The following is a 22882-nucleotide window of genomic DNA, read 5'->3' as shown; positions in this document are numbered from 1 at the left end:
CACTTGACGAACCCAATCCTGCCCGTAGGCATGAGATGAAAGACTTCTCTTCATAGAATGTTTGGATCGTGCCTCTGTTAGTAGAGAAAAATGGAGGTATTGAATTACATGAGAAAAAACAGATTATGCGTTATCCTGTCTGCATTATTGCTCGCAGCGATGGCGGTGGTACCGATAGCGAGTGCGTATAGGGCTGATGACTGGGGTCCGAACTATGGTTATGCAAATGACTTCAGTAATGATGCATATAATGCCGCAGTTCAGCAAAGCAACATGGGTTACGGTGCTTATTATGATTCCAATGTTCCTGCATCTTCTGCATGGAGTAACCTGCCAAGTGATCAGGTATTTTCCTTTAACGGTCATGGTAACAGCGGAGGAATTGTTTTTTATGACAATTCCTGGATTTATGCCAACAATCCATCTGACCAAAAAAGCATATCAAAATTAACCAGCGGTCAGATCAATGATCTTGCACTTGCAGTATTTGTTAATTGTAATTCCGGGTCCGGTGGTTCCAACCTTCTCTCAACGACTGTAAACCGCGGCGGAGATGCTGCCGTAGGGTTTACCGGAGAAATTACAAAGTTTCAAGCCGATTACTGGACCCAGCGTTTCTGGTATCGTCTTAACCAATATTCCACCATACAGGATGCGGCATATTATGCAAAAGTGGATACCCTGAATACATACTGGTACCTAGGTAGTGGAGGGATAGACACAGTAACCTGGCAGGGACCGGGAGTGTCAAACACGATAAAACCGGCAAGAGCAGGATCATAATCAAGGAGGGAAAATGATGAAACAGTTTACGAAAATTTCAATAATATCGGTGATTATTGCATCGCTGGTGATCGCTTCCTTTCCCGCGGCAGCATTAACAAAAGAAGGAGGACAGGATTTATCGCCATCTTCAACCGGCATCGGAATTGATGAGGCGAAAAACAGAATTGTGGACTTCGACGGCAATTCAAAGAATCTGAATTCCTTGGATTTCAAATACCATGGGTCTATCAAATTTCCATACGGAGAAGTATATGACTTTTCGGAAGGAAAGAACCGGTATTACGTAAATAAGGAAAACGGGGATATAGAATTCGCATATTTCTCGGATGCTCGCTCCAGTTCACATCGTGTCCATATTGATAAGCAGCAGGCAAAAAACAATGCCGAAATCTTTGCGAAAGAAAAATACAAAACATTCATTACACGAAATATGGAGTTGACGGAATCTACGCTTATTGATCATGGTGCCGGAGGACAGGAATATGCGTTTGTGTGGTCAGAAAAAATCAATGGGGTTTCCACATTGAACAAGATATACATCACTGTAGATTCGGATAATGGTAAGATTATCTCATATCTGGCTAAAGAGCGGGAAACCAAGATCAACCTTGAGCCCAATGTCAGACAATCTGATGCTGTCAGGGCCGCTCTTGAACAGTTTGGGAATCTCAAAGATTCTAGGACTGATGCCTATCTTTCACTTGCTAGTCCTGAACCGGATGTTCAGCAACTAGTATGGATCGTAAAAGTTAATGCAGCACCTGTTGATGGCCTTGTCCAGGGAGGGCAGGTTGTTGTTGATGCCCAGAACGGAAAAATAATTCTCTTTAATCCATTCAATTAATTTTTGATAGCATGTCATCCCTAGAAATTGGAAAAAAAAATCCAAGAAGGAAGATCCTTATATTTTTATCTATTACAGGGTTGACCGGAGTCTTTGCACTGGTTTTATTTTTTTTCTTGAACCAGTGGATTTGGAGACCATTTGTTGATTACAATTTTTATCTGATAATTATCCAGATAACGCAGATGCTCTTGACCGGTTTGCTCATTCTGTTTTTTACTGGTGCATGGGCAGTCTCTCAATGCCGGTTATCCATCAATAATCAAAAAGATGCCCTGGTTATCGGTCTCCTGTCGGGATGTATAACAGGTACCGGCATCGCATTCTGCATAGCATTAACCAGAAATCTTCCTGAGGGTTCCGTGTATTTCCCCGTCTTATGTCTGATAATACTGTCGATTATTCTTGCGTCTCTCGGAACGATGACCGGCGCCGTGGGATATTATCATAGATTATCATTTGGGGAAGCAAGCAGAGTTGCTAAAAAGAGAGGGGCGCAATGTGCGTTTACGTTAACCGCCTTGTTCATCCTTATCCTGTTATCAGCTTCGATCCCTCCGATGCTGGCTTTAATCGGAACAACTTCCGGCCTTATTGCCAATGACTGCCTAGAATGCCGGCTCCATCAGGAAATCAGAGTTGAACGTCTTGACAATCTGACAATCAGGATACTGTACTCAGCAAAAATGCCTGCAGTATCATGGATCGGTCGATACAATCCTCCGCGGATCCTTATTCATGATATAGATGTCAGCAACCAGACCGTATCTGAGAAAAACGGTTTTCCTGTAACTGTTAACCCCGCTGGAGGATTGACCTATGATGAGGATTCCGTTGTAATTATCTCAGGGAAGGGTGTTGCCAATTGTAATAGTACTCCGATACGTCTGAAGGTAATCAGTTACAATGGATCGGAACAACCGGTTATCCTTTATGACGATAGTATATAATAAACTCAGGTTACGATGGATCCGGATGACATAAACTATGTCAGTACAAACACCGGCAATATTAAAGTTGGATCCGCAATGCCATATCGGTAAAACCAATAAACAGAAGCGCATCGGCGGTGACGGAGCAGTATATTAACCACTGATGAAAATGAAACCCTCGTTAAAAGATCTGTCATTACCGGCAATCCTCCTGTGGGGCAGCCTCGGCGGTGTCTGTTCAGCCGCAGCGTACTATCTTCTGCAAGAAATATGGGACCGGTTTTTTCCGAATGCGATAGAGTTTTTTCCGTATCATGATGCCCAGGCAATCGTACTCTTTACACTGCTTTTTGCCATCCTTGGGTATATTGCGGGGGACCTGTTCAGTACCGGAAAGAATACACGGGAGAGCATTATCGGATTGGTATCCGGGATTGGTACAGCACTTGTGTTCATGGCGATCATCGCGTTCCAGACGATCATGTTGGACGCAGGGGATCTTTCCGATCTGCCTTTCGTCCTGTTCGCGGGGATCCTCTTCGGATCGGTTGCCCTGCAGTTGGCAGGTGCATGGTTTCATCAACCCAAGTACCTGGCCCCACCAAATGAGAAAAAAAACCGAAGCCCATCAACCGTTGTGAAAAGGCTCTGCAATTACCGGTTATTATTCCTCGCAGTCCTGATCATCCCGCCAAGTCTGTTATACTTTGGTATGAGTACGGGAGTCATTGCAAAAGAGCTCTCGTGTTGCGCCCCAATTATTTCCGATAGTGTGGATGTAACCCGTACCAGCCCTGATTCCATTCGTATTGTTATGATTCCGGATGCAAGGATAAAACATGATTCGGCCCCCACCGTGAAAATATATTTGGATGAAAAGGATGTCAGTAACCAGTCGATAATTCAGGGATCTGGTTTTAACGTGAAAATTACACCTTCAGATGGACTCCAGTTCCAGAAAAAAGCATCCGTAACACTTCAGGGGAGAGATGTGTCAGGAAATGAAACCGTACCCATCCATCTCCAAATCATTGTCACATATCCTGACACGGGCCTCCGTGTGGTGATCAGTGACCGGGAAATCTGATACTATACCGAGGCGATTATTCCGCGTTGTTGATACCGGAGGAGCAACGAATTATATTTTAAATTTTGAATCAAATGGCATTTATAGTGTAAATGTGGATCTGAAAAGTGGAAAGGACGGGTTCACATAAGTTTGCACACTTGACGAACCCGACCCTGCCCGTAGGCATGAACCAATTATCGTCTGTCCTAATGAAGATTTTGGATCATGCTTCCGAAAAATGGAGGTAGAAATCGCATGAAACAAAAAAGAGAATGGAATTTGCTGCTCGCGGCACTGATGCTGGGAGTGGTATTGGTTCCGCTTGTAAGCGCAATGAACGATACGAACCCGACACCCCCGGGATGGGTCGGTGAATTCGATGAATGGGCCGGACAAAAGGATATGTCGGCATATAACCCGATCGTGACACCGGTTGCAGTCAGGAAGATGGATGAAAAGACCGCAAAGGCATACCCGGGCGTTACGATCATCAGTCCTGATACCCGGTTCCCTCCCGGCAATGACATCGTGGATTCACAAAAATCCTCAATGAAGGCTGCAAGGCTCAACTTCATCAGTCCTGCAGGAAAGACCGGTACCGTGAAAGCAGCAGCCGCAATCCCCCTCGTGGCCCCTGAATACGGATATTTCGACTGGTACTGGACCCAAGATACCACAGTCACCCAGACGATTGTCATCCATAATTACGGGACAACCGCCGCAAGCGGTCAGGTAACATTCGTTTCCATTGAAGACGGTTATGGTGCATCAGCAGCATTTACAAACCTCGCCCCGGGTGCCAACTGTTCGGTTTCAATCCCGTTCCCTGTCGTTGCAAGTCAGAGCTCCGTAGGAATAAAACCGATGGGTTTTTTCATCACCGTAAATCCTGGCACCGTGACATGGTCCGGGCAATTGTCCTTAAACGGGATTGAAAAATACAACAATGATGCCTCGCACCTGCCGGACCCGGATGGCGGGGACAACCTTGAGACAAGCGACCTGTACCATTTCCCATTCAGTGAAGGGTATGCAATCATATCTGAAGCGGCAACCGCAGCCGATAATACCAATTCACCGTATGATACGGCCAGCAGACTAAACGACTACGTTGGAACTAAAATGAATTATTCGACAACTACTACGTATTTACTCTATGCTGCATCAGATCTCTATATTGTAAACGATAACTACCGGGGAGTATGCGATGAATTTTCCACAATGGATGTAACTTTCAGCCGCTCGCTTGGGATACCTTCACGGTTCCTCGGCATCACCTGGATTGACGAGAACGGTGTTGCCCAGGGGCATGCAATCCTGGAAAACCGGATGGCGGGTGCCTGGGTGCATTCCGATCCAACATGGAAATCGTTCAACAACCCACAGGTATATGAAATGGCCAACAACACACATATGAGCCTGACAAAGTATACCGATGCTGATGACAGCCGGTATACTACAGATCCCTCAGGTGACGGCTTGCTGAGATATGAAGATATGATTGCCGAGCCGTTTGGAGAACTGCCGGCATACAATTAACCCTTTTTTTATGAGAACGATTGCACTTGTTTTCAGTTTCCTGCTTGGTATCACGACACTACTGGGGATAGTATCTGCAGCAGAAATCACACCGGTATATCCCGGTATGGGCATACCCCTCGATCAGCTTACCGGCAGGCATCCGACCGTGAAGGGCAACGCCACCATTATGGAATTTTTCAATGAGTGTGGTGTCGGATATTGGTACGAGGAGCAGATGGATATAGATTATAAATCAGTTCACATCCCCCCGGCCAACAACTGCGGGAAACAGCTAGTATTCTCGATGAGAATGACCGGGGAACGCAATGACCCCACAAGAATCACTGACATCTGGATCATCGGCGCCAACGAGACGTGGTCAAGCTCAATTGAGACAGTATATCCTGGCGGGGGGATTTCACGGGTTCTTGTGCAACCGGCTCAAACCCGCAATGTCCTGTCTTTAAATTTTGCGGGCGCAGTCATTGCACTTGCATTCATTGGCATTGCATTAACGTTGAAGAAACGTAAGAAAAAAAATTCATGAACAGGAGGTTGCTTCAATCCCCCTGCTCTGTGTATGAATCGAAAAAAAGATGATGGATGATCAGGCTGCGGGTATTCATGCCGGTTTCATGCATCCATGTTCCCTGTTTGGGAATATGTCAACGGCTTCTCGAAGGCCTACGCGATGACCGGCTGGCGGCTCGGGTACGCCGTGGGTCCGAAAGAGATCATCACGGAGATGTCCAAGGTCCAGCAGCACTCGATCAGCCAGGTCACGACCTTTGCCATGTGGGGCGGGGTTGCGGCACTGAAAGGCGACCAGTCTTGCGTCGAGAACATGCGGCAGGAGTTTGACAAGCGGCGGAAGTACGTCATGGGCGAACTGAACGCGATGGGCTACGAGACCGCCCCGGCCGAGGGTGCGTTCTATGCTTTTGTCCGGGTTGCAGGGGACGATATGGAAGTTGCCTCACGCTGGCTCGACAAGGGGCACGTGGCTGCTACACCGGGCAGTGCGTTCTATGCGCCGGGATGGATCCGGCTGTCGTACGCGGCTTCGATGGAGAAGCTGAAAGAGGCGATGGCGCGGATCAAGCGGGTTGGGTAAGAGAGTATTATCGACGGCATCCGTACCTATTGGAATAGATGAGTCGGATATTTGGTTTATCCCCTCCTATTTTCCTACAACAATCTTTAATAATAATACTTTCAAACGGAATTTGCCGATAACATCGATGGATGTTATGCGTGAAGCAATAATTGTTTCACGGTATCCTGGATGCTAAACCCATCGAAAGATACAAAGCAAACGACAACGTTCGCCAATCCATTTTGTTATTGGCTCCAGATAAACGGAGTCAATAGAATGAACTACGAGAGTGAAGTTAAGGCCCGGGTCGGTATTATTGGCCTTGGAGCAGTCGGTTCTGCATTTGCACATGCAATGAGTTTTTTCCATCCCTGTGTCGGTTACGACATCAAGGGGAAGGGTTCCTGGAATGAGATCTTGAAAACGCAGGTTGTCTTCATCTGCGTCCAGACTCCCGGGGGTTTTGATGACCGGCTTGATTGTTCAGCAGTCGATGATGTCCTGTCACGGTTGACGGAGAGCCGTTTTCAGGGAATTTGTGTAGTCAAGAGTACCGTGAGAGTCGGATATATGGACTCAGCGAAAGCACGGTTTCCCCGTCTCCATCTCGTTTATATGCCGGAATTCTTACGGGAAAAGAGCAATTTCCAGTGGTCGGTCAATCCTGACCGGATTGTCATCAGCGGCGACGAAACGGCGGTTGATGAAGTATTGAAGCTCTTCTCATGGGTTGACGGACTGGAGGAGATTGTCCCGGTGTTACGAATGCCATTCCGGGACGCGGAGATCGGCAAACTTGCGCATAACGCCTACATCGCCACAAAGGTCAGTTTCACAAATGAGATGGAGCGGATCTCCCGTGAACACGGGGCGGATCCCTCCAGCGTCATGAGTGTGATCCATGCTGACCGTCGCGTCAAATCCCGGGAACATCTTAGGCCCGGTCTCGGTGCATACGGGGGAAAGTGTGTGCCGAAAGACACCCGCGAACTGATCAATGCCTCCCATAATACACCCTTGCTTAAAGCCGTGGAAACGGTGAACGAGAACCATCAGAATTTTCGATTGGTTGTTAATACAAAACCCCCCGTTCCGCAGTCAGTTGAGAACAGGTCGCATTAAGCCGGTGTGAGATACAATGCCGCACCTTGCCGTACTTATTCCAACGAAGAACCGGCCTGAATTGCTGAGACGGGCTCTCGGTTCGATCGCCCAGCAGACAAAGCAACCGGATACCATCCTTGTTGTTAGCGATTGTGATAGCAATCACGAGAAACAGACACGGGATGCGGTTCACGATGCATCCAGAATCCTTCCCGGTATTCAATTTTTTAAAAACCAGAGGACGGACAATCTCTCCGGGGCAATAAACACCGGCCTGTATTCCTGCATACAGGCAGGTCTTGTTCCGGAATCGACCTGGATTTCGATTCTCGACGATGACGATGAGTGGTCCCCCGAGTATCTCGCGGAATGCTTGAAAACAGCCGATTCACAACGCTGTGATGTTGTTGTATCCGGTCTCATACGCCACGAAAGAACCGGAGATAGCGGAATCCCTCTTACGATCCCTGATACACTTTCGGCGCACGATTTTCTCATCCGGAATCCCCATGTTCAGGGCTCCAATCTCTTCGTGAGGTTCTCGACCCTTCTTCATGCCGGGGGATTTGATGAAGCACTGGAAAGCACAACAGACCGGGATGTCTGCATCCGGCTGCTCGATCTCGATACCTGCCGCATCGGATTTGTAAGAAAACATCTGGTACATCACTGGGCGATTCCCGATACAAACCGGTTATCTGAGCCCGGATCCCCCCGGAAAAAACAGGGACTCGCGGGATTCTACAATAAATACGCCCCGAGAATGACCGAACCGGAGCGTGAGGCATTCCGGCATCGTGCGCGGGACCTTTTTGGATGTGACATCGAGGAAACCCAATGGCGGTTTGGAGATTGTCTGCCGGATTGCACTCATAAATCACCTGATGTGCCTGCCGTATCGCAAATCCCTGTTGTCATCGGGTTCATTGCAACACGAATGAGTTCCACGCAATACCTGCTTGACGATCTTGTGGAGTTTTTCAAAAACTCTTCCGTTCAACGGCGGGTGATCGTCTGCGATAACACGCCCTCAACACCAGATCTCCACCGACTCCTCGATTCGGAAAACTACCGGTCACTGAACTGTGTATGTATCGGCAGCAGAACCATTGATGAAGAGTGCGACCGGGGAACATTCGGATCCTATCTGCAGGATGAACAGCAGCGAAAAGGGATCTCCTCGGGAAGAACCGTTCTCCACCATTACCTCTACAAGGAGGCACGGCAGATACCGGGTTCTGTGGTCTGGATCCTCGATGACGATATCCGTCTTGAGTATCTGACAACGGATAATGAAATTGTGAAACTCTCTCTTGCGGATCTGCAAAATACCATCGGCCGGTTACGGAGTGAGGGCATCAGCATTGCCGTAGGGAAAATCACCGGGGATGCACCGCTCCCGGTTCAAAGCACAATGCGGGTTCAGTTGCTCGATGTCTTCTTCGCACTGAAAGAGCAGGAGCGTTTGATCGCATCGGACGCCACAGTGTCGGCCCATCCCGTCTCTCAAACACGGGATTCAATCGCTGAGCTCGGCAGAGCATTTCCCGATTATTACTATGATTATTCCAGTGAGCATGCGGCCCACCTCGAACTGCCGGTCCTTCCGTTCAAAGGCAGGGATATTATCCGGGAGATCCCCGCCATCGGTTATGGCAGGAACCTGACCCGGCCCGTCGCCGTTCCGCATCACTCGACCTGTGGCGGATCGCTATCAGGTTCCCGATCAATAATCCCGCGAGGTGGTAATACCCTTGTGCTCAATCCGGTATGCCTGCGGGAATTTCCCAACATCTCTCCCAGGATCGGGAGGCTGAATGCCCGTCGCGGGGATACTTTCTGGTGCATTCTCAATAACCGGGTTCGGGCAAGCAAGGTGGGGATTTTCCCTCTTGCGGTCAGGCAGGAACGGACCGCTGAAGCGGCGGGTGTCATGAACTTTGATTCCCTGCTTGCTGATTTTTATGGAAGTGCATATGTCCGTGCTATGGACGAGTACTATGAGAAAAAAATCGGGGAGACCGGCTCAATCCCCCGCAGGATCAGACTCTCGATGGAAGAGGGGGATATCGCCCAAGTTTGCACCTCGTTCAATTACCATCTGGCCGGGCGGCTCACCCAATTCGTCATGAACGCCTACCGGATTCAGGGACTCATCGGCTCGATAGAAAAGGTGTTACAGTCTGATTCATTTTCCCACGGGCAGGGAGCAGAGAATACCCTCACATTCCTGAAATCTCTTAAAGAAATGTATTCGAATAAGAATATTTGGAACCTGTATCGTGAGGGTATGGCCCGCGATGAGCAGGACCTTCGACGATTCCTCATGCAGTTCAAAGGGCATGTGAAAACCTACCGATCAGCCCTTACAAAGGATGTGTTGCCAGCGCAGGTTGATTGGGCAAGGATTATCACTGAAAGAATTGTTCAGAAGAAGATTGGTGAAATCACGGCACCTCTTTCCTATGTCGGGCATGGCCATGAAGGAGCCGTTTTCACCGATGGTACGAATGCCTACAAATATTTCTACGCGGGCCGGGCAAATTTTCAGGACGGACGGCTTGATGTTATCAGGGCCACGGTCCTGAACAACCCTGCCTTGTGCCATATATGCCAACTCAGGGAAATCATCGAGGATGAGGGGGAGTTGATTTTTGTCCTCTCCTATGAAAAGGGAGAGGAATATTCGGGAGGGTACCTGCAGGACATCTTCTCCGTTCTTACAGAATGCCGCGATGCCGGTATTGCATTCACGAATTTCCACCCACGGAATTTTGTTGTCAGTGACGGCATGCTCAAACTTGTGGATATCGGTGATTCGATTGTCCCGTATAATGAGAGCGAGTTCCTCCAGATGTGCCGGAGGGCATATCTCATGTACCGGTGGCATTTCCGGGCAGACATCTCTGATGTGATGTCGATCGCGCTCTTCGATGGGGATCTGCCGGAACTGTGCGGATTTGAGTATTTTTACGAATCGACAAAGACAAAAACCAAGAATGATCTTGTCAATGAATGCATTGTTCGACTCGTATCGGAGGCAAATCCCTCCAGCATTTTCGACTATGGATGCGGCCGGGGTTCCATAGCAGAAGCCCTGGCGGGAAAGGGATTTCCGGTCACCGGGTATGATCTGGACCGGACGGTTCTTGCCAGAAACCGGAAAGAGACTGTCAAGGCACACTACATCGATTCACAAGAGCTTGCGGTTCTGAAGGATAAGGGAACAAAATTTGACCGGGTGATCTGCAGCCTGGTTCTCTGTACCATAAGCAACGATTCCGAGGCTGCGGAGGTTCTGCAGGATATCCGGTCGCTGGTTTCCGATGACGGCGAGGCCATTATCGCACTCTGTAACCCATTCTCATCATTTGTAACGGAATCTGAAACGCATGTGAAGCTGAACATCCCGGATGACTCTCATTACCAGGAAACCTTTGTCTATCAGAAAAAAATGAGGGAGACCGGTAAAATTCGGACGGAGTGCCACCGGCCATTCTCATGGTATAAACATCAGATACGCCGTCAGGGATTTGAGATTGAAACAATCGAGGAGGTCAGGACGACAGATATCCCGAATCTCTGCCCGTCAAGCGATTTCCTCCTCCTTAAGGTGAAACCGCTTCAACTCCCAAGAGACGAAAAGGTATCGCTCCTCATCCGTGCGGGTGCAATGGAGTGGGAATCCATAGATTTCCAGATCCGCCATATCGTCAATCAACTGGAGGGGCCCCAGAGGTTTTTCGAGAAAATCGTTATTACGGACACTTTCACCGGGCCATTCTCCCGGGAGTATGCCCCGGCAGATGTGGCAGAACTCAAAGTAAGGCTGGAGCGCCTTACAGCCGAAGGTGTCATCGACCGTTTTGTGATAGTCCCGGACGATCCTGCGACCATTGAAGAGACTTATCAAAAGTGGTTCGGTATTGCCTGCACAAACCCGCGATGTGAAAACGGACAGCCAACCTTCATGTCATTGTTCGGGGTAGACCAGTGCCAAGGCGATTACATTCTCCAGATGGACAGCGATTGTCTCATCGGACGCAAGGATCGTGATCATGATTATCTTGGGGAGATGATCGATGTTCTCCAGTCAGATCCCATGGCCGTCACGATATCATTCAACATAGCAAAAAACAAGAATGAACCGTATTCTACGGGTCGGGCCAGGAAAAAGTGGAGGACGGAAGTACGGTGCTCGCTTCTCGCGAAAGCCCGGCTGGCGGCTGTGCTCCCCCTCCCGAACGGATTGACACATGACGGGGCCCTGCAGTATCCCTGGCATAGGGCACTTGATGCCAGACTGGCACAATCGTCATGGCAATCCTATCGCGGAGGAGACTGCCGGACCTTCTTCGTCCATGTTCCCAACGATAAAAAATCCGATATTAATCTCTGGTATAATGTCGTCAGGAGCATCGAGCGAAATCACGTTCCGGAAATCCAGAACAATTCTGTTGATCTCATGGGCAGGCTTGCTGACTGGATTGCCCCGCTCGATACCGAGTATATTTTCATCATCCGTGGAAAGGATGTCCCGGTCTCCAGGATGCGACGCTGCATGGATTCGGTTGCCCGGCAACAGGACCATTGCTTCGGGATTGTCTTCATCGATGCTGGATCGTCCAATCCCATCCCTGAATACATCAGTGAAATCCTGGCCCCTGCACTCGGAGAGGGGGCCCGGGTATTCTTCAACGGGAATTCTCTCACATCGATGGAAAACAACCTCATCGCAATCCGGGATATCTGTTCGAACCCGGAAAGTGTCATCATTACTTTGGATGCGGATGACGCGCTGATAGGGACCGATATTATCGGTCAACTCAGGAAGGCGTACAGTGATGGAGCTGATCTCACCGTCGGATCCATGATTCGAACCGACAAATGGTGTGACTACAAAGCAATGTTCACGAATCCCCGGGGAGCCCGCGGCGGGAACGTCTGGCAGCACCTGAGATCGTTCAGGAAATTCCTGTTTGATTCGATTCCTGAGTCATACATGAAAATCGGGGATACCTGGATTCCCTATGCAGAAGACTGGGCCTTCATGATTCCCATGGTCGAGATGGCACACCACCCGGTCTTTATCGACAAAAAGTTGTATTTCTATGAACCCACCGGAGAAAAAAATACCGGTACCCGTTTGATGCGCGAGGATATTATCGGTCAGATTATAAGAAAAACCCCGCTTAAGAAAACCGACGGTGTAACGAATGGAGGTTGGGTATGAAAGCTGGCGCCTATGTTCTTGCTCTTCTCGATGAGGCCCCCCTTAATAAAAAAACGATTGTCCTCATACGTCATTCAAAAAGGGACTCATTCGGTGGTATTCCCGATCATCTGCGCGATACCGTTGGAATTAATCCTGAGGGTGTCCAGATGGCACGGGAATTCGGTAAATCCATCAGGCAGGTTGCTCCCAAAAAACTGTTGCTCCTCGGGCACACTGTCGCAAAACGATGTGAGATGACCGCCTGCTCAATACAGGAAGGGTTCTCTTCTTTAAATCAGACAAGGGTTCTCGGGTGTGAGCCTGAGATAAAAAGTCCTGTTGTCAACCTGGATAATCTCGTTAAACTGAGAAATGAATTCGGATGGCAGGGACTAATTCAACAATGGCTGCGATCCGAGCTGCCGGAGGATACTATCTGGAATCCCCGGAAGTATACAGACGAGGTAGTGGGTAAATTGCTGACGTACCCTACTGTTCAGCCCGGAGACCTGCTTGTTGTCGTTGCTCACGACATAACACTGTTCCCTTTAGTGTTCACCGTATTTGGAAAAAATGTCAAGGCCATAGAATTCCTTAACGGCATTGTTATCTCAGCGAATTCTGACAATGCTGAAATTCAGTTCAAAAATGCGGAGTATTCATTCAGAACGGAGCGTAGGATTTCATGAAGGAACAAAAATCAATTGCCGTTATCGGGGATGCAAACATTCGGGAGGATTCTGAAAAATATCTTCTCGCCGAAAAGATTGGGCGGAGTCTTATTGATAATGGATACCGGTTGGTAACAGGAGGCCTCGGGGGTGTAATGGAAGCGGCATCAAAAGGAGCACGAAGCTCCCCTCGTTACAAACATGGTGATATTGTCGGAATTCTTCCCGGCAGTGATCCTGGTGATGCGAATGTCTATGTCGATATTTGTATTCCTACCGGTCTGGATCTCGCACGAAATCTAATTGTCGCGAATGCGGATGCGGTCATTGCAATTGGCGGGGGGGCCGGTACACTGGCGGAGATGGCAAATGCCTGGGCTTTGAATCGGCTGATAATTGCGTGTCGGGTTGATGGATGGAGCGGAAAACTTGCCGATCAGAAAATTGACTCTCGGACCCGCTATCCTGATATTCCTGATGACCGTATTTATGGTGTAACTTCTGATCAGGAAGTTATCCAATGTCTGAAAAAGCTACCCCGCTATAACAAACGGCATAAACAAGTGAAAAGAAGAGAATCTGTTTGACCCTCAAATTTTCCGGCTCTCCTGCACCCTCATTTCCTCAAGGGATCCGGAGCAAAGTCGAGGCCCTTGGCGGACACCGTGGCGGCATTAGCCTGAAGAATTGTACAGCAGACGAACAACCGGGGCGGGGGGACTCCCCTCCCCATATTCCCCCTCCGTCGATAACCCACTCTCCCCACCCCCCTCCCCACGGGGTAAAAATTCCGGCCCCCTGAAGAACCGGTTGGTTCTTCTCAAGCACCGTTTCTGATGAAACGGAGCACGTATCGTGCCCCGTTGTACGAGTTTTGCCTCACCCCCCATTTTGGCAGAGGCTATGAAAAGGAAAAACACGGTAATTGTTCCGGAACAGATCAAGGTTTTACGACGGGAATTGGTGAGGTAATGTACAGCAACGTTCTGTTGACATCCGGGCGGAGAACACAGGCATCGCCCCGAGGCATGGGAGCGGGTGCCCGGACCGGCAGTATGATGCTGGCTCAGTCATGCGCCAGCCTTCGGTGTGCGTGTTCCTTCCACGCATCGTCCGGGTTCTCGTAATCGATCTCGATCCGGGCTTTCCGGAAGATAATCTTGTCCTTATCCGAGGAGATAGTAAGGTAATCCCCGTCATTGATACCGAGATCCGACCGGATCTTTTTCGGAAGGGTGACGAGCCCCTTGGATGATACCTTGACCAGCGTTGTGTCAGGCATGGATACTCATGACTTACATTATTGGATTCTTAGATCATCAGTCTTGCGGGAACAAAAAAACCGTGCGCAGGAAGTGGGTTTGAGGATTCAGTGAGGGTTTAGGACGGATTCCCCCCACTGCTCAGTCAAGTTACCAGATCCTTTCAGCAAACCGGAAATAATTTTCTAAAAAATTTTCAAACGCAATCGTTTTTTCCGGTTTGCCCCTGCCCGATCCCCCTTTTCAGATATGCAAAAAACACCATAATTTCCTGTGAAATCTTCGACGCAAATTTCCCAAAAAACCTTCCATGAGAAGCCAAGGGGGGTCGGGCAGGGGCAGGTTTTCATTCCGGATTTTTTTCGTGCTGAAAATTTTTCAAACCGGAAAAAAATCTAAAAAAATCTGGACAGGATCGCTCAGCGAGCAGTCAACCGCAATTGTGATTTCCGGAAATGCGATTGAACGGATCCACCCTGTTGGAGAACGCATGAAAAAAGGAAATTGCCTGTCACGTATCCTGGAGTACAAGATACATCCCGGCAAGAGCGGCGAGAATGGCCACCAGGTTCACGATGGCAAGACTGTCTGCGTTCAGGCCGGCCTGGCCAAGATAGTCGAACAGGGCAAACAGGAGGAATGTCACGGCAAAGAGATACCCGTAAGACTTCTTCTTTGTATAGCCCACGTACAGTCCCAAAACACAGATGACCAGCTCAAGGAGCATGGCAACCGGGGTTACAACCAGTGATAGTGCCATAATAATCCATAATCCGGGTTATAGTATAAAAGAGATTCGAGAGTCTCGCGGAACCCTTCGGTATTTACCTTCTCTGGTGTTTCTTCCACCACACGTGCGCCAGCGTTGACATCCCGGAGATAACAACCTCGTGCCCCTCTGCACGGATCATCGGGCCGATATATCCCTCCACGACTTTCTTCTGCACCGGTGTTGTCGCCCCGAACCGCCGGCAGAAAAATGCTATCATCCCGTCCCGGTCCGCGAACCGGTACTCCTTTCCCATCGGCATCATCGTCACGTCCGGGAAGATCCCCATCTGGTACAGCACTCCAAAGAGGCAGTCGGCCTTCGGCCCCGGGTAGTAGGGACGGCCGTGCAGCGGCATCCAGAGATCGGCGTACATCCGTTCCCAGAACGGCATGTCGGCAAACCAGAAGAGGTGGACCGAGCCTGCGGCAACGGCATCCATCTTTGCGAGCGCCTCGTGGATGTCGTGCATGGTCAGGGAGAGCGAGGCGATGACGATGTCATACAGGGGCGAGAGGTCCCGGGTCGGATCGACCTCCTCCCAGGTCTTCTGCACGCACGCGATATTCCGGATCCCCTCCTGTTCCGCGTGCTTTTTTAAGACTTCGACCATCCCGGCGCCGGGCTCTACCGCCGTCACATCGCGGACGAGCGGGGCAAGGGGCAGGGCGAGGATCCCCGGGCCGGCCCCGATGTCGAGCACCCGGGCATCCCGGGACAGCGGGAGGGAGGCAATCGTCTTCTGCACCCGGTCATCGTACTCGCTCCGTGCGTTCGCATCGTAGCGCTCCGCGTTCTCTTTTTTGTCCCAGTTGTGCGATGGATCACCGGCAAGCTTCGAGGACTCCTGCAGGCGCTGCCGCTCTTTCCAGATCTCGTTCCAGTCAGGGTCAGAGACCGCTGGTTGCATAGCATACCGTAGCGTTCCCGGCCAAAAAAAGGTTCAGGTGATACCACTCACTCGTGCCGGAGGGCATCGATCGGGTTGAGGTTTGCTGCCTGCCACGCCGGGTAGATGCCGCAGGCGAGGCAGACCACGATGCCAAAGCCGACGCCCACGGCAATCGAGGACGCGGTCGAGAGGGTCCAGAGGTATTTCGTTGACTGGAGCATCAGGGCGCTGATGGCGTACCCTGCAAGGAGACTCAGTATGCCTCCCACGACACTGCCGATGACCCCGATGATGGCAGCTTCGTATACGAACATGCTCATCACCTCTTTCTTCTGCGTACCGATGCTCCGCATGATGCCGATCTCCTTGATCCGCTCGTTGACCGACATCATCATGATGTTGAAGATCGAGACACCGGCGACGATCATCGAGATCCCGCCGATTGCCGTGACGAACGCGGTGATCGAGCCGAAAGTCTCGTAGATGGAGGCGAGGGTAGCTTTGCTGTCGATGACCATTACAACCTTGTCCCGCTTGTTCATCTGCTTCTCGATGATGGTCTTGACGTTTGCGGTGTCCTGGTCGCGCTTGACCTTGACGACGATCTCGTCATAGTATTTCCCGGTATTGTAGGTGCCCTCGAACCAGTCCTGGGTGGCGATGACGGCGTTGTCCGTGCTGATGTCGAAGCTCATGCCCCGCTCCTTGATGATACCGGTGACACGGAGCGTTCCTTTCGAGCCGTCCGTTCCCATCGAGATCCGCGATCCCACCTTGATGTTGTTGTCCTTGGCAAACGCGGACCCGACAAGGCACCCGGAGTTGGCATTGTTGAGGCTGCCTGCAGTCAGCTCGAAGTTGAGGTCCTTGAGATACTGGGGGTCGATCCCATATACGGATGCAACGATGTAATCCTTGCTCACGCCGACTTTCATGCGCTCCGAAGTCGAATGGACCGGTATCGCAATGCCCGGCGCAACGACACGTTTGATCTGCTGGAACTGCTGGTCGGTTATCTTCAGGTTATCCGAACTCCCGCCGCCCCCGTGGAACCCGCCGCCACCGGTATAGGGATAGACGATGACACTGTCCCCCACGGACGAGAGGCTGTCGGAGACCATGGAAACCATGCTGTTGCCGAGGATGCCCATCGAGGCGATGGCAACAACCCCGATCACGATGCCAAGCATGGCAAGGGTTGACCGGAGGAAGTGCAGCCGGATGTTCCGCTTTGCGATCTCCCAGAAGATCATGGGACGATCCTCCCGTCAGAGATCCGGATGGTCCGGCGCGAGTAATTGGCGATGTTCTGGTCGTGGGTGACCATGATGACAGTTGTCCCGTTCCGGTTGAGCTCGGTCATCAGCTCCATGATCCCGGCACCGGTCTTTGAGTCAAGGTTACCCGTCGGCTCATCGCAGAGGAGAATGTCCGGGTTGTTGATGAGCGCCCGGGCAATGGCGACCCGCTGCTGCTGGCCACCGGAGAGTTCCGTGGGGGTGTGGGTGAAGAGCTTTTCATCCAGCTGGACGGCGCGGAGGACTTCCTTTCCCCGCTCCGGGTCCACATCCCTCCCGCTCTTCAGCATCATGGGGAACGTGACGTTCTCGATGATATTCAGCAGGGGGAAGAGGTTGAAGTACTGGAAGATAAACCCGATCCGGTCCCGCCGCAGGGTAGTGAGCTCCGTATCCGACATGTCCCGTATCCGGGTGCCACTGATCCAGATGTCCCCTTCCGTGGGCGTATCAAGGCACCCCATCAGGTTCAAAAGCGTGGACTTCCCGGACCCCGAGGGGCCCATGATGGAGATGAACTCGCCCCGGTCCACCCGGAACGAGACACCGTCCAGTGCCCGGACGTCCCCGGCCGGGAGGGGGTACACCTTGGCCACGTCCGAGAAGAGCATGACCGGCTGGTCGTCTTCAGGTGTCGTCACTGTTTCTTCTTCCTGAGGTAGAAGTACCATCCGCCGACAAATATGGCGACAACGACAAGCGCGGCAATGATGGGGACGAGCGGCGGGCCGTTATCTTTCACGGCTGCGAGCCTGCCGTCGGGGACCGTGATGTTCCGGACCGAGGTGTAGGTGTTCCCGTCGCTGTCCTTAAACGAGATCTGGACGGGGACACTCTCAACGGTGCCATCGGTTGAGAAGGTGATCTCGAAGCTTCCGAAGTCATCCGGCTTGAGTGCCTGGACCACGTAGGTCTTGTACGGGTCTTCCGGGACTGCCGGCGGGAGAGCCGTCACCATGACCGCGTTTGCCGTCTCGAGCCCGGCATTGGTTACATCGCCCGTCACACGGTAGTTCACTCCCTCCGGCATCACCTGGATGTTGCTCATTACCGGGTCCGCCTGTTTCTTGTCATGCCCGAACGTGATGGGGATCTCCATGGTCACGTCGTGGGGGTTGTCGCCGTTGTTGTAGGCCAGGTGGAGGATGAGCGTGGTCTCCTGGTCCGGGGTGAGGGAGACATTGACCGGTGTTTTTGCTGCAGCTGCAAGATCGCCGATGAACACCCGCTCGGGATTGGCGGTTATGCCGGTGCCGGAAGCGGTGAGGATCACATTTCTCACATTGTTTTTCCGCGGGTTTGCCACCTGCAGGTAGATGGTCTTTTTCTTCCCCTGCGTGAAGGCGTCAGGCTTGTCAACGACCGTCAGTTCAAGGGGAGTATTGTCGATCTGGAGCAGCGTCTTATGGTTGAGGTCGGAATCGTACAGGCTGACGGAGAAGGTCGGGTAGTAATCCCCCCCGGCCCCGTTTGCCACAATGGAGAAGGTGAACGGCCGTGTCTGGAGCGGGCCAAGGGTCGATGTGCTATCGTAGTTGCCGCTCAGCAGGGAGAAGGTGCTGTCCCGGAAGATCGCATGGTTCAGCTTGATGCTGGTGTTTGTGTTTCCATTCGTGATCTTGTAGGTCACGGTCCCCTTATCCCCGGTAAAAAACGTGCCGGGTTCGAAGACCGTCTCGGCAACATAGACCTTCCCGGTATAATAGGTTCCGGAGACCGGATCCTCGTTGATATTCGTGTACGCTCCGCTGGCAACGCCAACTGCAAGGCTGAGCAGCAGGGCGACAAAGAGTGATGTGATGATCTGGCCGATTCTCATTTACGATACTCCAAGCGTATAAATCATGTAGAAGATCCAGGCAATGACCGGAATGCCAACGCAGATAGCTGCGTCCCGCACCGCCAGTTTCCGTGCGTGCTGGATGCCGAAGATCCAGATGTTCGCACTCCAGAGTAAGAAGACGATGGTGACAAGGGCCGAGATCTGGGTCAGCTCCACCATGGCCGGGTCTTTCATCAGGGCAGCGGTTACCTGCTGCACTGCCGCAGGGTCCTGCATCATGGAGGACGTGATCTTCGGGACAACGATCTTCGGCACGTACTCGAACGCTGCGATGAGGGTGATGACCGTGCCGATCACCTGGGGAAGGTAGCCGTACCCGATGACCAGTAAGGTACCGGAAAAACTCCCGGACCCCTTGAATACCAGGGATATGCCAAACACGAGAGCAGCCCAGATGACCCAGAAAATGAAGACTCCGAGGAACGCACCGATTACGGATGACAAAAGGACAATCGTGTCAAGGCCGGCCATGGCGCCGCCCATCATCTGCGCAGTTACCCCGCCGATCAGGTATCCGTACGCCGCGGCGGTAATGCCCCCGGCAAGGAGGATGAGCAGCGGCAGGGTCATACGCTCTTTTTCTGTATCAAGGCCCGAAAAGAACTGGCCGGGCCGGAAGAGGATATCAATAATAGAATGCGTCATGCTTCACCTGTACTGTTTGTGCTAAGAATGGTTTAACTATAATCTTTGATATATTTCCGTCAACACTTCAATGTTGACAGAGATATACTTTCTGTTTTGTTTTTTGCTATCAGAATTTTCTCCTTTTTCCGCTCGCAGGGTCCTGCCGGAGCAGGCAATCCGGGAGGGCAGGAATAACGTGATATTACCGTTTGTGGGATCCATCATAACTCTTTTCCGGTTGTTTAACGGGGATTTCTTTGGAGAATGGAATACCAGCCACCATGTGTTGGCGCATTGTTATACATTTCTGACATTTGTCTGTAATGTTATATATTTCTAACACAGAGGAATTGCATTGCACCGGATAGAATCCTCAAATCTCTCAATTACCGTTCTTAATAATGCCACAATAAACAAAGTTGTACCATAATGTATATATTTGTACAAAACAACCACTGTACCATGCAGACAAAGATCCTGCTCGATGAAGAGCAGATGCCCAAACGGTGGTATAATGTCCAGGCCGACCTGCCTACCCCGCTCGACCCGCCGCTCCACCCGGCAACCCATAAGCCGGTGGGGCCCGATGACCTCAAAGCAATCTTCCCGATGGAACTGATCAAACAGGAAGTGACCACGGACCGGTACATCGATATCCCGGGAGAGGTGCAGGACGTGCTCCGGCTCTTCCGGCCAACTCCCCTGTACCGTGCCTTCCGGCTGGAGAAGTTCCTCAAGACCCCGGCAAAGATCTACTACAAGTGGGAGGGTGTCAGCCCAGCCGGGAGCCACAAGACCAACACCTCGGTCCCGCAGGCATACTACAACATGAAGGCCGGGATGGAACGGATCGCAACCGAGACCGGTGCCGGGCAGTGGGGGTCCGCCCTTGCGTTCGCTACCATGCTCTACGATCTCGAGTGCACGATCTACATGGTCCGGTCGAGCTATACCCAGAAGCCGTACCGAAAGTCGATGATGCAGGTCTGGGGGGCGGAGTGCATCGCGAGCCCCAGCACGAAGACGAAGTCCGGGCAAATGGTTCTTGAAAAAGACCCGGAGACCCCCGGGGCGCTGGGTATTGCGATTTCGGAAGCGGTCGAGGACGCAGCAACGCACGCGAATACCAATTACGCGCTCGGCTCGGTGCTGAACCATGTCTGCCTCCACCAGACGATCATCGGGCAGGAGTGCCGCGAACAGTTCGCGATGGTGGAGGACTATCCCGATGTCGTCATCGGCTGCGTTGGCGGCGGGTCGAACTTTGCCGGGATCGCTTTCCCGTTCGCGGGCGACAAGATGACCGGGAAGCACAAGGACACCGATATTATTGGTGCCGAACCTGCCTCGTGCCCGACGCTCACCAAGGGAGAGTTCACGTACGACTTCGGCGACGTGGCAGGATTAACACCACTCCTGAAGATGTTCACGCTCGGCCACGACTTCGTGCCGCCGTCCATCCATGCCGGCGGCCTCCGGTATCACGGGGACTCACCGATCGTTTCCCGTCTTGTCCACGATGGGGTTATGCGTGCGGTTGCCTATCACCAGAGTGAAGTATTCGATGCAGCCCAGACCTTCTCGCGCACGGAAGGGATCATCGTTGCGCCGGAGACATCGCACGCAGTGAAGTGTGCCATCGACGAGGCGCGGAAGTGCAAAAAGACCGGCGAGGAGAAGACCATCCTGTTCAATTGCTCGGGGCACGGCAACTTCGATATGTCAGCCTATGATGCGTACTATGCCGGCCAGCTTGTCGACTACGAGTACCCGGACGAACTGATCCGGGAAGCCATCGGACGGATCCCCAAGATTCAATAACCCCGGGACCATCACCTTTTTTCATGAAACGGATTGGCTTCATCGTCAACCCGGTTGCCGGGATGGGCGGGTCGGTGGGGCTGAAGGGCACCGACGGGAACGTGGAGGAGGCAAAGCGACGCGGTGCCGTGCCGCATGCCGGGGAACGGGCGCAGCGGGCACTTGAGCAGCTTAAAAGAGCAAAGGGCCTCTGTTTTCTGACCTGCGCCGGGGGGATGGGGGAATCCTCCCTTTCTGCTGTCGGCCTGGAAAATTATCAGGTCGTGTATGCCCCGGGGAGCGAGACCTCCGCACACGACACCCGTACAGCCGCGGCGGTTTTTTTGGAAAAAGGTGTTGACCTCATCCTCTTTTGCGGGGGTGACGGCACAGCCCGTGACATCTTCTCGATTGTTGGCCGCGATGTGCCCATACTCGGGATTCCCGCGGGAGTGAAGATGTACTCCGGGGTCTTTGCCGTAAATCCCGACGCTGCTGCGGAACTGGTTGCAGGGCTGGATACGGCATCCCTGCGGGACTCCGAGGTCATGGATGTGGACGAAGATGCGTACCGGGCAGGGACGCTGGACACGCGGCTCTTTGGCATTGCCCGGACTCCCGTGATCCGGGGCATGGTTGCAGTCTCAAAACAGGTGTACGAGCAGCCGGACGAGGAGCGGGCAAAAGGGGAGATCGCCCAGTTCATACAGGAAGTGATGGTGCCAGGGGCGCTGTACATCATCGGGGCAGGCACGACAACCGAAGCAATTGTGCGCTATCTGGGGCACAAGAAGACCCTGCTTGGCGTGGATGTGCTGAAGAACGGCAGGCTTGTTGCAGCGGACGCGGACGAGAAGACCCTCCTCCGGCTCACAGAGCGGGAAAAAGACGTGCGGATCATCATCAGCCCTATTGGTGCACAGGGCTTCATCCTGGGCAGGGGCAACCAGCAGATCAGCCCCGCAATCGTACGGAGGGCAGGAATCGGGCATGTTATTGTTGTCGCAACGCCGCACAAACTGCAGGACATTCCCGAGTTACTGGTGGATTCCGGTGACCCGGTGCTTGACCGCGAGTTCGGTGACTCGATTCAGGTCATCTGCGGGTACCGTATCGCCCAGCGGAAGAAGGTCCGGCATTGACCGGAGAAAGC

General features: G+C 52.0%; 19 protein-coding genes and 1 pseudogene. 13 read left to right on the top strand and 7 right to left on the bottom strand.

Annotation, left to right across the window (positions count from 1 at the left end; translation table 11 throughout):
• Positions 1 to 108 precede the first annotated feature (108 nt).
• The 11 genes and pseudogenes from METFOR_RS15175 (at position 109) to METFOR_RS00490 (ending at position 13825) form a co-directional block, all read left to right on the top strand.
• Positions 109 to 783 carry a hypothetical protein gene (locus METFOR_RS15175; RefSeq protein WP_015284157.1) on the top strand — a complete coding sequence of 225 codons (675 nt, stop codon included), beginning with the start codon at positions 109 to 111 and terminating at the stop codon, positions 781 to 783.
• A 13-nt stretch (positions 784 to 796) separates the two neighbouring features.
• Entirely contained in the window at positions 797 to 1630 is an 834-nt protein-coding gene (locus tag METFOR_RS00535; protein ID WP_015284156.1) for a peptidase, read from the top strand.
• An 11-nt stretch (positions 1631 to 1641) separates the two neighbouring features.
• Complete coding sequence (locus METFOR_RS00530) at positions 1642 to 2580, top strand: hypothetical protein (RefSeq protein ID WP_015284155.1); 939 nt, start codon at positions 1642 to 1644, stop codon at positions 2578 to 2580.
• Positions 2581 to 2725: 145 nt separating this feature from the next.
• A complete protein-coding gene (locus METFOR_RS00525) occupies positions 2726 to 3649 on the top strand; it encodes a hypothetical protein (RefSeq protein WP_015284154.1) in 924 nt (307 codons plus the stop codon).
• Between the two features lie 237 nt (positions 3650 to 3886).
• Positions 3887 to 5170: a transglutaminase-like domain-containing protein gene (locus METFOR_RS00520; protein ID WP_015284153.1), complete on the top strand. Its 1284-nt coding sequence runs from the start codon at positions 3887 to 3889 to the stop codon at positions 5168 to 5170.
• Between the two features lie 10 nt (positions 5171 to 5180).
• Positions 5181 to 5699: a hypothetical protein gene (locus METFOR_RS00515; protein ID WP_015284152.1), complete on the top strand. Its 519-nt coding sequence runs from the start codon at positions 5181 to 5183 to the stop codon at positions 5697 to 5699.
• A gap of 117 nt (positions 5700 to 5816) precedes the next feature.
• Positions 5817 to 6266: pseudogene (locus METFOR_RS00510) on the top strand (aminotransferase class I/II-fold pyridoxal phosphate-dependent enzyme); the annotation flags it as partial.
• A gap of 258 nt (positions 6267 to 6524) precedes the next feature.
• On the top strand, positions 6525 to 7370 hold the full coding sequence (locus METFOR_RS14290; protein WP_015284150.1) for a Rossmann-fold NAD(P)-binding domain-containing protein: 846 nt from the start codon (positions 6525 to 6527) through the stop codon (positions 7368 to 7370).
• Positions 7371 to 7386: 16 nt separating this feature from the next.
• Positions 7387 to 12585 (top strand): glycosyltransferase, encoded by a 5199-nt coding sequence (locus tag METFOR_RS00500; protein WP_015284149.1) that lies wholly within the window; start codon positions 7387 to 7389, stop codon positions 12583 to 12585.
• Complete coding sequence (locus METFOR_RS00495; RefSeq protein ID WP_015284148.1) at positions 12582 to 13256, top strand: histidine phosphatase family protein; 675 nt, start codon at positions 12582 to 12584, stop codon at positions 13254 to 13256. Before METFOR_RS00500 ends, METFOR_RS00495 begins: the two co-directional genes overlap by 4 nt.
• Entirely contained in the window at positions 13253 to 13825 is a 573-nt protein-coding gene (locus METFOR_RS00490; RefSeq protein ID WP_015284147.1) for a TIGR00725 family protein, read from the top strand. The genes METFOR_RS00495 and METFOR_RS00490 overlap by 4 nt, the downstream gene beginning before the upstream one ends.
• Before the next feature lie 479 nt (positions 13826 to 14304).
• Here METFOR_RS00490 and METFOR_RS00485 read toward each other — a convergent pair whose 3' ends face one another.
• The 7 genes from METFOR_RS00485 to METFOR_RS00455 all read right to left on the bottom strand — a co-directional run bounded on the left by METFOR_RS00485 (position 14305) and on the right by METFOR_RS00455 (position 19947).
• Positions 14305 to 14520, bottom strand: a complete 216-nt coding sequence (locus tag METFOR_RS00485) for an AbrB/MazE/SpoVT family DNA-binding domain-containing protein (RefSeq protein WP_015284146.1) — start codon at positions 14518 to 14520, stop codon at positions 14305 to 14307.
• Between the two features lie 491 nt (positions 14521 to 15011).
• Positions 15012 to 15260, bottom strand: a complete 249-nt coding sequence (locus METFOR_RS00480; protein ID WP_015284145.1) for a hypothetical protein — start codon at positions 15258 to 15260, stop codon at positions 15012 to 15014.
• A 64-nt stretch (positions 15261 to 15324) separates the two neighbouring features.
• The gene (locus METFOR_RS00475) at positions 15325 to 16179 is read right to left on the bottom strand and encodes a class I SAM-dependent methyltransferase (RefSeq protein WP_015284144.1); all 855 of its coding nucleotides are present in this window, start codon (positions 16177 to 16179) and stop codon (positions 15325 to 15327) included.
• Between the two features lie 47 nt (positions 16180 to 16226).
• Positions 16227 to 17414 (bottom strand): ABC transporter permease, encoded by a 1188-nt coding sequence (locus tag METFOR_RS00470; RefSeq protein ID WP_015284143.1) that lies wholly within the window; start codon positions 17412 to 17414, stop codon positions 16227 to 16229.
• Positions 17411 to 18070, bottom strand: a complete 660-nt coding sequence (locus METFOR_RS00465) for an ABC transporter ATP-binding protein (RefSeq protein WP_015284142.1) — start codon at positions 18068 to 18070, stop codon at positions 17411 to 17413. The genes METFOR_RS00470 and METFOR_RS00465 overlap by 4 nt, the downstream gene beginning before the upstream one ends.
• Before the next feature lie 26 nt (positions 18071 to 18096).
• Positions 18097 to 19278, bottom strand: a complete 1182-nt coding sequence (locus METFOR_RS00460; protein ID WP_015284141.1) for a COG1361 S-layer family protein — start codon at positions 19276 to 19278, stop codon at positions 18097 to 18099.
• A complete protein-coding gene (locus tag METFOR_RS00455; RefSeq protein WP_015284140.1) occupies positions 19279 to 19947 on the bottom strand; it encodes a Yip1 family protein in 669 nt (222 codons plus the stop codon).
• A 444-nt stretch (positions 19948 to 20391) separates the two neighbouring features.
• Here METFOR_RS00455 and METFOR_RS00450 point away from each other — a divergent pair, with 444 nt between their 5' ends.
• Together METFOR_RS00450 and METFOR_RS00445 are read left to right on the top strand one after the other, a co-directional pair.
• Positions 20392 to 21750 carry a TrpB-like pyridoxal phosphate-dependent enzyme gene (locus METFOR_RS00450; RefSeq protein WP_015284139.1) on the top strand — a complete coding sequence of 453 codons (1359 nt, stop codon included), beginning with the start codon at positions 20392 to 20394 and terminating at the stop codon, positions 21748 to 21750.
• Between the two features lie 23 nt (positions 21751 to 21773).
• On the top strand, positions 21774 to 22871 hold the full coding sequence (locus METFOR_RS00445; RefSeq protein WP_015284138.1) for an ATP-NAD kinase family protein: 1098 nt from the start codon (positions 21774 to 21776) through the stop codon (positions 22869 to 22871).
• Positions 22872 to 22882 lie beyond the last annotated feature (11 nt).

It is taken from the genome of Methanoregula formicica SMSP (assembly GCF_000327485.1).
Taxonomy (GTDB): Archaea; Halobacteriota; Methanomicrobia; order Methanomicrobiales; family Methanospirillaceae; genus Methanoregula; species Methanoregula formicica.
The sequence above is the reverse complement of the archived record's forward strand: the minus strand, read 5'-3'. Positions and strand labels throughout refer to the sequence as shown.

Coding starts and splice junctions, on each gene's coding strand:
- METFOR_RS00455 (WP_015284140.1), bottom strand. CDS start 19,947: ATGACGCATTCTATTATTGATATCCTCTTCCGGCCCGGCCAGTTCTTT.
- METFOR_RS00460 (WP_015284141.1), bottom strand. CDS start 19,278: ATGAGAATCGGCCAGATCATCACATCACTCTTTGTCGCCCTGCTGCTC.
- METFOR_RS00465 (WP_015284142.1), bottom strand. CDS start 18,070: ATGCTCTTCTCGGACGTGGCCAAGGTGTACCCCCTCCCGGCCGGGGAC.
- METFOR_RS00515 (WP_015284152.1), top strand. CDS start 5,181: ATGAGAACGATTGCACTTGTTTTCAGTTTCCTGCTTGGTATCACGACA.
- METFOR_RS00520 (WP_015284153.1), top strand. CDS start 3,887: ATGAAACAAAAAAGAGAATGGAATTTGCTGCTCGCGGCACTGATGCTG.
- METFOR_RS00495 (WP_015284148.1), top strand. CDS start 12,582: ATGAAAGCTGGCGCCTATGTTCTTGCTCTTCTCGATGAGGCCCCCCTT.
- METFOR_RS00530 (WP_015284155.1), top strand. CDS start 1,642: ATGTCATCCCTAGAAATTGGAAAAAAAAATCCAAGAAGGAAGATCCTT.
- METFOR_RS00445 (WP_015284138.1), top strand. CDS start 21,774: ATGAAACGGATTGGCTTCATCGTCAACCCGGTTGCCGGGATGGGCGGG.
- METFOR_RS00475 (WP_015284144.1), bottom strand. CDS start 16,179: ATGCAACCAGCGGTCTCTGACCCTGACTGGAACGAGATCTGGAAAGAG.
- METFOR_RS00480 (WP_015284145.1), bottom strand. CDS start 15,260: ATGGCACTATCACTGGTTGTAACCCCGGTTGCCATGCTCCTTGAGCTG.
- METFOR_RS00490 (WP_015284147.1), top strand. CDS start 13,253: ATGAAGGAACAAAAATCAATTGCCGTTATCGGGGATGCAAACATTCGG.
- METFOR_RS00525 (WP_015284154.1), top strand. CDS start 2,726: ATGAAAATGAAACCCTCGTTAAAAGATCTGTCATTACCGGCAATCCTC.
- METFOR_RS00535 (WP_015284156.1), top strand. CDS start 797: ATGATGAAACAGTTTACGAAAATTTCAATAATATCGGTGATTATTGCA.
- METFOR_RS00470 (WP_015284143.1), bottom strand. CDS start 17,414: ATGATCTTCTGGGAGATCGCAAAGCGGAACATCCGGCTGCACTTCCTC.
- METFOR_RS00450 (WP_015284139.1), top strand. CDS start 20,392: ATGCAGACAAAGATCCTGCTCGATGAAGAGCAGATGCCCAAACGGTGG.
- METFOR_RS00500 (WP_015284149.1), top strand. CDS start 7,387: ATGCCGCACCTTGCCGTACTTATTCCAACGAAGAACCGGCCTGAATTG.
- METFOR_RS14290 (WP_015284150.1), top strand. CDS start 6,525: ATGAACTACGAGAGTGAAGTTAAGGCCCGGGTCGGTATTATTGGCCTT.
- METFOR_RS15175 (WP_015284157.1), top strand. CDS start 109: ATGAGAAAAAACAGATTATGCGTTATCCTGTCTGCATTATTGCTCGCA.
- METFOR_RS00485 (WP_015284146.1), bottom strand. CDS start 14,520: ATGCCTGACACAACGCTGGTCAAGGTATCATCCAAGGGGCTCGTCACC.